A 12871-nucleotide genomic window follows, 5' to 3' on the forward strand; every position below is an offset into this window, starting at 1 on the left:
TAATCGCGGTACCGAGCCGTCCTCACGTCTCTCTCACTGTTCGCAGTGGTGCGAATCCCGCGGAGCATCTATTCATGCACATGTTGATGTTGATTTATTTGCTGTCTCTGGATCTGGAAAAAGTCCCCTACTTTTCGCACTTGGGTTCCGACGAGGGCCTGTCCCAAAGTACGGTCTGGGACATCCTCCAGGACAAACAGGGATTCCTCTGGATCGCCACCTCGGAAGGCCTCAACCGCTACGACGGCTACGAATTTTTAATCTACAAGCACGAGCCGGGCAGTACCACTTCCCTTTCCGACAACCAGATCCGGGCGATGTGCCTCGGCCGCAACGAGGACATCTGGTTGGCCACCGGACACGGCCTGAACCATTTCGATCTCCGCACGCGGATCGTCACACAGTATCACTATCGCCCCACGGACGTCAGTTCGCTCGCCTACGATTATCTGGTCAGCCTGGTTCGCGACGAAAACACGCTTTGGATCGGTTCGCGCAACGGGCTGAATCGCATGGACCTGGATCAGCCGGGAGTCTTCAGGCGCTATCAACATCAGCCCGGCCAGGATCGCAGCCTCAATCACAACGAAGTCCGCGACCTGATCATCGACCGTCGCGGTCGGCTGTGGATCGGCACCTTCAACGGGCTGGCCCGATACGACGCCGAAACCGACCAATTCGAACGCTGGACCCACGATCCCCGCGACCCCAACAGCCTCAACCACCCCAACGTGCGAGCCCTCGCCCAGGACGCACAGGGACTCATCTGGATCGGCACCAGTCGCGGCCTGCACAGCCTCAACCCCGACACCGGCCAAATGAACCGCTACACGGCGCGCCCCCAAGACCCCACCGCACTGAGTGACGACTGGATCAACACCCTGCTCAGCGATTCGGAAACCGGGCTCTGGATCGGCACCAAGGACGGAGGGCTGCATCATTTCGACGCCCGCTCCCAACAGTTTCAGCGATTCGTCCGCGATCCCAACATTTCCCATTCGATCAGCGGCAACAACATCATTTCGCTCTACGTGGATCGGGCCCGGATCCTGTGGGTCGGCACCTTCGGATCGGGCCTCAGCAAGTTGGACCTGAAAGCGGCAAAAATCCGAAAAATCGATTTTCAATCGCGAGGAAAAGAGGCCAAGGAAATCCAGGCACTACATATGGATCGGGAAGGAAACCTCTGGGTCGGCACCCAATACGGGTTGCTTCGCCACCGCAGCGGTCCCGGCCGTATCGATTTCTTCGAACACGATCCCGAGAACCCCGACAGTATCTCGGAAAACCAGGTGCTCAGCCTCGCCAGTGACAAGCTGGACCGGGTCTGGGCCGGGACCTACAGCGGCGGCCTGAACCGCTACGAGGGTGAAGGTCGCTTCGCGAACTACCGCCACGATTCCGAAAAACCCGGCAGCCTGGGCAACGACGTGGTTCTGCGCCTGCACACCGATCGCGGCGGCACGCTTTGGGTCGGCACCCGTGCGGGGCTTGAGCGGTACGATCTGGCGACCGACAGTTTCGAGCGCCTGACCTATCCGGATGCCGACCAGCTCGGCAGACGACAGATGGCGGTGATCGAAATATTCGAGGCCGGCGACGGCACGATCTGGCTTGGTACCGACGGTGCCGGGGCAGCCCGCTACAACCCGGGCACCGGTGATTTCCAACGGTTTCGCCACGATTTACGCGATCCCAGTTCCATCAATGCCGATGTGGTCAACGCCATTCACGAAGACAACGAGGGCACGCTGTGGTTCGGCACCAACAGCGGTTTGAATCGATACAACCCCCAAAACCAGGCGTTTTTCAATATCGGCGCGCAAAACGGCCTGCCTCCCGCCACCATCTACTGCATTCTGTCGGGCCCGATGGGCGAGCTGTGGCTGAGCACCAACATCGGCATTTTTCGCTTCGAACCCAGCGGCGACGATCTCAACACGCGCCATTTCGACGTATCGGACGGCTTGCAGAGCAACGATTTCTTTCGCGCCGCGGGCCTGCGTGCCGACGACGGCTACATCTACTTCGGCGGCATCAACGGGGTCAACGTGTTCAACCCCATCAACATCAAATACAACGAATTCCCGCCACCGATCGTGCTGACCACGGTCAAGATCTTCGACCGCAACCTCACCTCACCGCTCGATGTGAGCTACCTGGACCAATTCGAACTGAGCCACAAGCAGAACATGCTCTCCTTCGAATTCTCGGCCCTGGATTTCAGCGCCCCACGCAAGAACCGCTACGCCTACAAGCTGGACGGCTTCGACAGCGATTGGATCTTCAGCGGCGATCGGAACTTCGCCAGCTACAGCAATTTGGCCGGAGGCACCTATCGCTTCAAGGTCAAAGCGGCCAACAACCACGGGAAATGGAACGAGGAAGGCCTGGAAGTGCTGATCCGTGTCACGCCACCTTTCTGGCGTACCATGTGGTTTTTGGGGCTGGTCACGGCCACCGTGGGCGGTCTGGCCTGGTTCGCCCAACGCCGCTGGATCCTGTCGATGCGGCGCCGCAACGACCAGCTCCAGGACCTGGTGGAACACAAGACCTTCGAGTTGGAACAGGCCAAGATGAAATTGCTGGAGACCGCACACCAGGCGGGTATTTTCGAAATTGCCACGGGCGTGTTGCGCCAGATCAAGGACCAGCTCGAAGACGTGAAAAACGTGGTCAAGGAAATTCGCCACGACATGAACGGCGTATCGCTGACCCGCATGAGCGCAGCCAACGAGGCCGTGAAATCAGCCATCGGCAACGCCGAGCCCGGCGATCGCGAGACCGAGATCCTGGAGAACTCACGCCGCGAACTTTCCGAATTCGCCAATCTGTTCGAGATGCAGCGCGGGTCGATCGAGCGAGGGGCGATGCGCCTGGTGGACCGGGTCGAGCACATGAAGGACACTATTTCGGTGCAACACCAGTACGCCATGACGCCGCTCTATCACCAGGAAGTACAGATCACGGGCTTGATCGAGGATGCCCTGCGCTTGGAATCTTCGCGCATCGGCAACATGGGCGTGGAAATCCACAAAAACTTCGATGTCCGCCCCCGCGTTCGGGTGCCCAAAATCAAAGTGCTGCACGTCCTGACGCAAATCATCAAAAACAGCCTGGACGCGTTGGAGGTCCGCGACGTCTCGATCAAGCGCATGCGTTTCGCGGTGGAGGAGCGCATCGAGGGCTGTTACCAGATCACGGTGGAGGACAACGGCTGCGGCATCGATCCGGATCACCTGGACAGGGTGTTCAACGCCGGTTGGACCACCAAGACCGAGCGCCACGGCTTCGGGCTCCACGAGTCGGTCAACGCGATGCGCGAGATGGGCGGCGAGCTGATCATCCAAAGCCCCGGTAAGAACATGGGCACCAAGGTAATCGTCACCCTCCCCAAGGATTGAGGACCCCTCGCTACGTGCGAAGCCGTTTGAGGCGCGGACGAATTCGGGTGAAGTAATAGACTGCGCCGAAAAGGGTTCCCCCCAAGTGTGCGCCGTGACCAATGGGTAGGCCACCGCCCTGACTCTGGGCGAACAGGCCCCACAAGTCCAGGACGACGAAGGCGCCGACCCCCACCGCGGCCGGAAGCGGGATCAGCCCGAACAGGACGATTTTCTCTCGGGGCCAAATGGCGGCGAACACCAACAGCAGGGCGGCCAAGGCGCCCGATGCCCCCAATGCGGGGACGTCACCGCGCGCGATCAACAGCCAAGTGGTCACGCAGTGCATCAGGGAAGAAAACATGCCCGCGCCGAGGTAGAGAATCAGGAACCGTCCCTTGCCGAGGAAGCGCTCCAACCAACTGCCGAAACTCAGGAGAACCATCATGTTGAACAACAAGTGGAATGCCATGTTGTGGGAAAAGACCGAAGTCAGCACCGTCCAATAGTAACCGGCACGGAGGTGGGCGTTGCTGACCAAGAAATTCTCGACAAAGAAACGCTCGTTGGCTTCGGTTCCCGTGAACAGGGTCCAACCCAGAAAGATGGCGATGTTCAACACCAGAATGACGGGGACCACCAACAGGGGGCGCGTCACCCATTCGGGAACGGCAGGCTCCTCGAAGCTCTCATCCCATTGCTTGCGTTTCAGGTAAGTTATCTTCTCGGCCACGTGACCTCCTGGATTCCTCGGGATCTGAGACTACTTACGTCATACAGGTGAGAAATCCGCCGATTGGGAATGTTACCGCAAATGTGAGGACGGCACCTAGTATGTGCCCATCCGGAAACGGAAAGATCGGAACAGCCAGGTTTTTTCGCCAGGATGAACTCGGTATCGACACCCAATCGTTGAATTCAATCAACTTGCTTATTTCAAGACACATAAGCAAATCACATCAGCCAGTACGGGTACCATTTCCGATTGAGGGTCCGACCGATTCCCGCGGGCATTTACAAAAAACCGCTGTTTCTGGATGAACACCGGGTACGACTTCGATTTTTAGGGCGAAAGGCGGGTCGAACCGGGGCGACGCAAATTCGAATCACCATCCTACAGCCACAGCCTGCCATTTTCTCGAGCCGGCGAAAAGGTTCTTGGTAGCTGTCCACGATTTCATGGCAGAATACCAGGATTTGATCGCGGTCTTCCATTTCCAACGACGAACAGGGTCTCTCGAGAGAACCTCTCACGAGAACCACCTCAGCGTTCGGGAGCAGTTACGACCATGAATTACTTGATCGTCGGCGCGGGAATCGCGGGACTCAGTCTCGCACTCCGCCTCCTCCGCGACGGGCACCAGGTGACGGTCGCCGAGAAACAGAAGGGCCCCATCGACAAGGTTTGCGGCGAAGGCTTGCTGCCCTTCGGGACCACCCTCCTCGACGAGCTCGGGCTACTGGAAGCGGTGAAAAAAGCGGGCGGCAGCTTCGACGGCATTCGCTACCGCTATCGCGATCGCAGCGTCGAAGGCACCTTCCGAAACGGTGCGCGCGGCATCGGCATCGATCGCGGCACCTTGGACCGCATGCTGCGCCAGGCCTGCCACGAATACGACCGTTTCGAATTGTTGGAAGGCCACAAGATTCAACCGCAAGACCCCATCGATGCGGATCGCGTGTTTGCGGCCGACGGCGTCTTCTCGCTGTGGAGTGCACCCACCGGCCGTGAAGTCTGCATCGGCAACCGCCTCGGGGCCCGATTCCGGCTGGTCGCTCCTCCGCCGGACAAGGTCACGGTCCGGTTTTTCCCGTTCGGCGAAGTGTACCTGACCCCAACCGGAACAGGCTCCCTTTCGGTGGCCCTGCTACTGCGCCGCAACCGCATTCCCGTCATGGGCGCCGACCTGCAGCCCTGGTGCGCTTCCTGGTTCGCCGAAGCCTTTCCCGAGCTGGCCGGCTCGACCTGGCTGGATTGGCAGACCCGCGGCTCGATTGTCGCCACCTACCGAGGTCCCATGCCCAAGGTCCACCTGCTTGGCGACGCCTTACACACCTTCGACCCGATCAGCGGCGCGGGCATGTCCTTTTCGCTGATGTGCGCGAAATTGGCGACGCGCTATGCGGAGGACCCGGCGGGCTACTACCGGGCGATGGCACCCATTCGCCGCTCGATCGCCGACTTCACCAACTTGGTACTGTTCTTCAGTGGAGGCGGCGTGCGCACCAACGTGATGTTGCGTCAACTGGCTCTGGCACCCCACGCCTTCAACCGCATCCTGGCGATCTTCGACGGCCGCCACCGCCCCTGGCACCTGGGCCTGAAACACGCGATTCCCCTACTCCGTCCCTGGTGATGCACACGCCCGGCCCTGGCTCCGTTTCAGGAATCCGCCGATTCCGTTTCACCTAGGCCCGGAGACTGGTAGTACACCGGGTCGGACCAGCTTTCCCCGCGCTGTACGCGCAGCGCCGCGACACCGCGCATGTGGTCGGAGAGACGTAAATCGTCGCGCCGGGCCAAGACGATCAAAATCAAGTGATGGAGAAACAACGGCTCGGGCCACCCGATGGGCGCGGCCTTTTTGGCGGCATCCGAGAATTGCGCCATCGCGGCGTAGAGCTGCGACGGCAGCGGCTTTGCCGGAAGCGATTGCCAGGCCTCGCCGAATTGAGCGAGGACCTTCGGGCCACGAGCACTGCGAAGGCCCAGGTCGATCAAGGTGCCGTTGAAGGCCCGGGTCGAAAGGAAAAACTCGCGGTCCTCGAAAGAGACCGTCAACCGCGTGGGCACCTCCTGTACCGAACGGATCGGCAACAGGTCCTGGTATCCGGCGGACGCCACCACTCCGGGCAAAACGGTGGAGGCCGGAAACCTGGAAAAGATGGTTTCATCCACCAGGGCGTCGCCGTACCAGGCTTCGCCGGCCGCCAGGTACAGTTGCCGCCAGAGTTGGGGTTCCGCCGATGAAGCCCAGTCCATGAAGGCCTTCACCACGGTAACGTCGTAGGTCAATCGAATGCCGACCTTGACCCGTGGCTCCGTACCGTCTCCCGCCAAAACCGACGACAGATCCGGTGCGACCTTCAGGCCGAAGTTGGTCAGCAATCGCCGCAGCGGAGCGACCTCGTTTTGCGCCAGGGAACGGGTGATCGTGGAAGTCAACGAGAGTGACCAATCGACCTTGTCGTAGGCCGCCGTCACATCGGTGCCGCTTCCGGCGGCATGCGCCTGGAGCCCGGCGGTCGCGGCCCACTCCTCTTTGTTCTTGCCGCTGATCCGAATCAACAACGAACCGGTGTAATCGCCCGTTCGCGGCTCGGGCCCCTCGCTTCCCAACTTGCGCACCGATTCCTGAAAGCGCCGGTACGACACCGCGTTCTCACCCAAAATACTGCCCAGTCGGGTCAACACCCAACTGAACGAACTCGTCCAGGTTCGACTGGAGACCAGGGCACACTGAATCAGGCGATAGGGCTGGGCCGGCAGATCACCGGAGTCGGGGTCGACCGTGGCATCGCCCAATCCCGCGAGGAACTCGACCAGATCGCCGTCGCGCAAATGGCGGAAATTGGTGCGCATGCGGTGGTTCCGGGCATCGAAGTCCATGATCAACAGGTCGTTCTCCTGCACCGCCCGACCGTATTCGAAACCGGCCGAAAAGCCCAGGTCGCCATTCAGTTTCTGGAGCTTGGCGCTCAGCGTCTGGTCGAGGTCGAGCACCTGGTTCAGATAACCTTGGAGACGCGAAGCAAATCCCTGCAGTCGTTTCAAATCGTCCTGATCGATTTGATCGAACGCCTTTCCCAGAATTCGCGTGATCAATGCGCGCAACTTGTCGTCGATCGCCGAATTCAGGGCTTCGGTACTGGTGGCGTTCTGCTCCAAGAACGCGATCACCGAATTCAGTCCGCTCTTTTCCGCCAGTGTCTGCCAGCGATTCAGTACCTGATCGGGGAAGGATTGCAGGAAGGTCAACGACTGCTCGGCGAGCACCGCCGCGCGTTGCACCGCTGTGATGGGCTTCTCCCCGAGGCCGGTCAACAACTCGTCGAGGCTGACCCCCGACAGCGCTTCCAGCAACTGGACCTGGGGTGCAAAATGCTCGCGCGTGATCTCGGTGACCACCTGGGCGGCCGATTGGTCCTTCAATGCCGCAATCGCCTGAAGCCCCTCGCGAACCTTGGAGCCCTGTTGTAAATCGGCCTTGAACAGCACGTCCTGCCACAGATCGCGAACCCGGGCATCCAAACCCCGATAAGTCTCCACGATGCGGCGGGTGAAGCCTAGTACTTCCTGAACCGATTGAGATTGAAGGAGTTCGGGAATACCGAGCCAGGTTTCCAACTCGTCGGCAGCCTCGACACCCAACTTGTCGACAATGGCTTGCCAATTGCCCTGGGCGACTGGATCGATCTCCTGGTTGAATCGCTGCAACGCATCGAACACCCGCGCCACGGGCTGCCACGCCAAGACCTGTTCGAGAATCTGGATGCCCACACTGCCCAGGTTGTATTGAGATTGAAGGGCGATTTTCAGTCCGAAAGTAAAACCGTGCTTGTTCTCGCGAGTCAGGTGCAAGCGCACCCAGCCCGGACCCGGCAAATTCGCGACGCCGATGTTGCCCACGGCAATTTGGAATCGTTCGAAAAGGGATCCGCCTATCGCGGCACTCAAACTGGCCGTGGCGTCCACCTGTAACGCCGTGTTCTCGAACAGCTTTTCCAAAACCTTGCGCTCGAAAGAAAACGATTTGCCGGCCTCGGCCTTGAGGCCCAGATCGACTTCGAAGCGAAACACGCCCTGATGGGCGACCTGCTCTCTCAAGAACTGGTCGGGCTTCACCAATTGCGGAAGACGGGCCGTGCGCAACAGATCCACGAGGACCTCCAGCCCCGTGGGCGTGCCGGTCACCGGGCGATACAGGCTGTAATGCAGGAGCCCATCGGCTTTGGCGCTGGCCGAAATCGAGCCCAGCCCTTGGGCCACGGGGACGGACAGGCCCGCACTCAGGTCGCCCTTGAAATCCAGGGACAGGCTCGCGAGAAGGGGTGTCTTCTCGAATGGGGCCATGGTGTCATCCAAATAGATGTCGGCAGGCGTGAGCGTGGACGACACCAGGGTGGTCCAGTCCAACTGAAGCCCGGTCTCGAGCGCGGTGCCGAGAACCTCGAACCGTTGATCACCGGTGTTGACCGTCGCCGAAGCGAGCGGGCCTCCATCCGGGGGAACCGGTTGAACCAAAGTGGCCAAACTGGGGTTCACCGCCACCGAAATCGTACGGCCGTCAAACAAATCGATGGTTTCGGTCAAGCCTTGGGTTTCATTCGTCATGGGTCCCCTCCTGGTCTCGCACCACGGCGATCGTCGTCGCCCCGTCACGCCAAAAGGACGCACCCAGGGTCCCGTTCGCGAAGGCTTCGAAAAGAAATCGACCCCGAATTAAAAACGGCGCGAAAAAAGCAATTCGTTCATCACAAGGTGAATAGGCGCATTATGACAGATTCACCCAACCGCTGGAAGCACGGGAATTCGCCGAATCGAGGGGAAGTTTCCGCACGGGACGGACTCCGAACCTCACTCCCAAAAACGCGGAGCTTCGCCCAGCGCCTGGAGTGCAGCCTGGTGACCCTTGCCCTCCATGGATCGAGCGGTTTCGTTGCTGACCTGGAACAGGTTCTCGCGGCCGAGATCGGGTCTCAGGAAGTAGACTGCCGGGTCGCGTGCCAATTGACGCAGCCGGTTCTGCTGTTGCGGGCCGGGGAAACACAAGGTGTGGAACAGGACGTCGGATATCATCGGGTAGCGCTGGCGGCGTTTGAAGGGATTCAGGTGATGGGCGAGGATGCGCCAACCGGAAACGTGGTGGCCGTAGCGGGAGAAATCGGGGAACGCCTCGCGATCGAGGCCGAATTCGCTGTCGGGATCGGAGGCGACGGCGAGGCCCTCGGCGCAGGCCTCCAGAATTTCATCCAACGGCAGGTAGGTGACGGATCCGCCGTCCACCAGCAGATCGTCGCCCAACCACACGGGCGGCCAGACCGCCGGCAAGGCACAACTGGCGCGAACGAGTAACCAGATGGGACCAGTCTGGAGCCGCACCAATCGATGACGGTTGATATCGACGGCGGTGAAGACGCAGTGGCGAAACTGGTCTTCGATTCGGCGGTCGCCGAACAGGCGGCGATAGGCGTTGGCCAGGGCGTCACCGGACGTCAGGGAAAGCAAATGCGGCTGGAACGAGCGGGTATTCGGTAGCGAATGGTTGAGCTCGAGGCCGGAGTTGAGCGCATCGCCGGGGGTCACCCCGGTGGCGAGCATGGCCGCGGCCACGGTGCCGGAACTGCTGCCGGCCAACACATCGATGGGCATGTTGAGCTCGGCCATGGCGCGGTAGACTCCCAAGTGCGACAAGACGCGGGAGGGCGCGCCGCTGAAGGCGACACCGATGGCGCGGTTGGTGAGCTTGCGGGCCAAGGCGGCCAGGTCCTTCTGATTGCCGCGCCGCAAATGGTGATAACCCGCGAGGTAGGCGCGTGAGTCGAGCCAGGCCGCGGTGTTTTGCCCTTCCAGCGCTTCGGCGGGATGCATCAGCGCCAGGTGACAGGGCGCGTGACTGTTGGACTGCACGTCTTGCAGCAGACGCCGCTCCTTCTCGCCGACGGCCGGGTCGTCTTCGGGAGAGGCCACGAGCACCAGCCGATCGGCCTGACGCAGGCAGCGCAGCGTCCAGGGGGTCACATTCGAATCGCAGGCATACACGATGGTGGTGTGGTTGGCTTCCAACCGGTGGAAATATTCGAGCAGGTTACTGTCCCCGGCCTCTCCGCGACCGATGGCGGACATGCCGGCGCCCAGGTAGCCCTCGATACTTGCCGCCTCGAGGTGTTTCGAGGGTCCGAAGGGTCGGGCGGCCATCGCCAAGCGCTCGGCCAGCGGGCCCACATCGACGCCGCGACTGATCGGGAACAGGGCGATGTTGGTGACGTGGTACCGCCGTCGTTCGGGCCCCTGACGCCCGTGGCCGGCGACCAACCGGGCCAGGTTGCGGGTCAGTGACGGCAACAGTTCGGCCAGCTCCAGAAAACGGTTGGCGCGGATGCGCGCCACGCTTCCGTCGCGCAGGGCGCGCACGGTTCCCTGGTATTTGCCGTCGGACAGGATGTCCGTGGCGCCGAAGGAATCGCCCGGACCCAGGAACCGCGTTTCCGCCGTTTCGCCTTGGTGGACCTCGGTCACCTGGAATCGGCCCGTACTGATCAGGTACACGTGGCCCGCCGGCTCGCCCTGTTCCACCAGGGTCTCGCCGCCATCCACGTTGACCCACCGAATGTCCTCGTAAATCAGGGCACGATCTTCCGGTTGAAGTCCATCGAACACGGAAAACTCGGACAGCCGCTCCGGCCAGACCAGGTTGTTGACCAATTGATCGATCAGGCGGCCCGCCTGGATGTGGTGGGGCGCCGAAAGGATGTGGACGCGACCGATATTGCGCGGGATCGACCAGGCTTCGCGATCCACACTGGTCAGGCTCTCGTGCGGATTGACCAGAACCAGTTCGGCGGGCCGGCGCAATCGCGTGGTGAAGATCTTGTCTTCCCGCGCGACAGGTGTCGGATCGCGATCGGGTGAATTGAACATGACCACCAGATCGGCGTTGCGCTGTACCAGCTTGTTCCAGCCCTCCTGCTCCAGATCGTTCAGCATCCACACGTAGCGCAGCCGTTCCTGTTGGTTTTCGAACCAATCCGCCACATCCCGCCAAACCGGATCGGTCAGCGGACGATTCAGCACCTCGGGGTCGAACGCCGTGGCGAAATCGGAAATCTCCAGCAGTTCCCCCTCGGCGCGCTCGAACAGCGCGTGTTGGAGTGCGTTGTAGACCAAATCCTGTAATCCGGCGTGGTTGGCGCAGTTGGCGGCGATCACGATGGGCCCCGGACGCGCCTCCCGACGGGCGGCACGCTCCAAAATAAAACCCATGATTTGGCGGATGCGGGGCCAATCCAGCGCGAAACTCGCCTGAAAGGCCTCGGCCCCGACGGCCAGGACCAACGAGTCGCGACGCGCGATCACGTCGGCGGAGCGGGGTCGATCGGTAAACACGGCCCCCTCGCCGATCAAATCACCACGAGCGGACCAGCCGACCCGTTTGGATCTGCCCGGCTGCTCCTCGCGCAGCACCTCGAACAAACCACACCAGACGACAAACACCTCGCGCCCTACCTCACCCTGTTTGAGCAACTTTTGGCCAGCGGGCACAAACCGGGGTTGAAAGTGAGCATCCAGTGCAGTCAGATCACGATCGGAAAGAGAGGCAAACAGGGGGACTTGATCGCGAAGAAAGTCAAGACGATCTGCCGTCGAATTCACAAATGTTCCTTTTCCAGTCGTTCACGCAGGGCACCTCGTGGTTCGTACACGAAAAAGGTGAAAAAACGCAGCAAGAAAGACCGGTTCGAAAATCAAATTGATGACGGTTTTTCTAACCGAGATGGATCGAACCAATCCTACCACAATCGATGGTCACGCGTCCGTTCCGGAGCTCGGCGGAAGCGGAAAACGGAAAAAGTAGGAGGGATCACCTCCGGCCTTGTGGATGCGCCGGTGGTTTGGTGCCGGACCTCGTGCAAAAACCAGAGATCACGGGATTTACCCCACTACATTTTGTCTGGACCGAAATTTTCCACCCTTGGCGCTTACCAAACCGGAACCCCTCTGCTAAGATGTCCGAGATTCTCCCTGCCTACAATTTATGTTGCGTCCCGGCATTGCCCTCGACGTGGTCACGGAGCACTTCATGTTATTCCGGCATTGGCCAGGTGCCCGCCATCGGTTTGTCCCACGGGCGCTCGTTTGGCTGTTCCTGTTGGTACCCACCGCCCTTTCGGCCCTACCCGACACGCCTTCTCCCGAAACCCTTCCTCGGCTCGTCCAAGAGGCCAACATCTCTCAGATTGGTCCCGATACCTTTTTGGTCACCTTGACCTACGCCGTTCGCAACCGCGGATCCATCTCCCTACAGAACCTACAGGTCCATGCGGACCTGGGATTGGATTTTCCCGGCGCCTCCGTCCTGGCCGATCACGTTCCGGAGAGCGCCGACTTCACCGTCAATCCGAGTTTCGACGGTCGCGACGATACGCGACTGCTGCGCGGCCGAGATCGCTTGGACCCGCGGGCCGAGGGGACGATTCGCATCACCGTGACGGTCACGCGCGAATCCGCGCAAACCGAGTTTCGCCACAAAGCGCGGCTCGAAGCGGCGCTGCCGGATGGAACGCCCCTGCCGGCGCCGGCGGGGACCGGGCACGACGCCACTCGCCCCGGTTTCGAGACGCTCGATCCCCCGGTACACATCGGCCTGGTCGGTCCGTCGGTGCCCACGCTCGGTACCGCCGGCCTGGTGGCCCTGATCTGCGGCCTCGCCAGCCTGGTCCTGAACATCTCCCGCGCCCGAGCCCAGGAATGAGGAAAGATCCGACCG

6 protein-coding genes are annotated in these 12871 nt (G+C 61.0%); 3 read left to right on the plus strand and 3 right to left on the minus strand.

Features of this window, described 5'->3' with window-relative positions; translation table 11 throughout:
• Nucleotides 1-74: 74 nt before the first annotated feature.
• Nucleotides 75-3404, plus strand: coding sequence for a sensor histidine kinase (locus J3U87_RS32630; RefSeq protein ID WP_237380008.1), 3330 nt, complete (start codon nt 75-77; stop codon nt 3402-3404).
• Between the two features lie 10 nt (nt 3405-3414).
• On the opposite strand, the gene J3U87_RS32635 is transcribed toward J3U87_RS32630, so the two are convergent.
• Nucleotides 3415-4116 carry a rhomboid family intramembrane serine protease gene (locus J3U87_RS32635; RefSeq protein ID WP_237380010.1) on the minus strand — a complete coding sequence of 234 codons (702 nt, stop codon included), beginning with the start codon at nt 4114-4116 and terminating at the stop codon, nt 3415-3417.
• 556 nt (nt 4117-4672) lie between these two features.
• On the opposite strand from J3U87_RS32635, the gene J3U87_RS32640 reads away from it, so the two are divergent.
• On the plus strand, nt 4673-5740 hold the full coding sequence (locus J3U87_RS32640) for an NAD(P)/FAD-dependent oxidoreductase (RefSeq protein ID WP_237380012.1): 1068 nt from the start codon (nt 4673-4675) through the stop codon (nt 5738-5740).
• Nucleotides 5741-5766: 26 nt separating this feature from the next.
• Here J3U87_RS32640 and J3U87_RS32645 read toward each other — a convergent pair whose 3' ends face one another.
• Nucleotides 5767-8718 (minus strand): hypothetical protein, encoded by a 2952-nt coding sequence (locus tag J3U87_RS32645; protein ID WP_237380014.1) that lies wholly within the window; start codon nt 8716-8718, stop codon nt 5767-5769.
• 243 nt (nt 8719-8961) lie between these two features.
• A complete protein-coding gene (locus J3U87_RS32650) occupies nt 8962-11757 on the minus strand; it encodes a cyclic nucleotide-binding and patatin-like phospholipase domain-containing protein (RefSeq protein WP_337249546.1) in 2796 nt (931 codons plus the stop codon).
• 427 nt (nt 11758-12184) lie between these two features.
• On the opposite strand from J3U87_RS32650, the gene J3U87_RS32655 reads away from it, so the two are divergent.
• The gene (locus tag J3U87_RS32655; protein ID WP_237380017.1) at nt 12185-12856 is read left to right on the plus strand and encodes a hypothetical protein; all 672 of its coding nucleotides are present in this window, start codon (nt 12185-12187) and stop codon (nt 12854-12856) included.
• Nucleotides 12857-12871: the final 15 nt, after the last annotated feature.

Origin of the sequence: Sulfidibacter corallicola (assembly GCF_017498545.1) — a bacterium.
Taxonomy (GTDB): domain Bacteria; phylum Acidobacteriota; class Holophagae; order Acanthopleuribacterales; family Acanthopleuribacteraceae; genus Sulfidibacter; species Sulfidibacter corallicola.

Bases quoted from the DNA above. Each gene is read 5' to 3' on its own strand.
- J3U87_RS32630 (WP_237380008.1), top strand. From the start codon at position 75: ATGCACATGTTGATGTTGATTTATTTGCTGTCTCTGGATCTGGAAAAA.
- J3U87_RS32640 (WP_237380012.1), top strand. From the start codon at position 4,673: ATGAATTACTTGATCGTCGGCGCGGGAATCGCGGGACTCAGTCTCGCA.
- J3U87_RS32645 (WP_237380014.1), bottom strand. From the start codon at position 8,718: ATGACGAATGAAACCCAAGGCTTGACCGAAACCATCGATTTGTTTGAC.
- J3U87_RS32655 (WP_237380017.1), top strand. From the start codon at position 12,185: ATGTTATTCCGGCATTGGCCAGGTGCCCGCCATCGGTTTGTCCCACGG.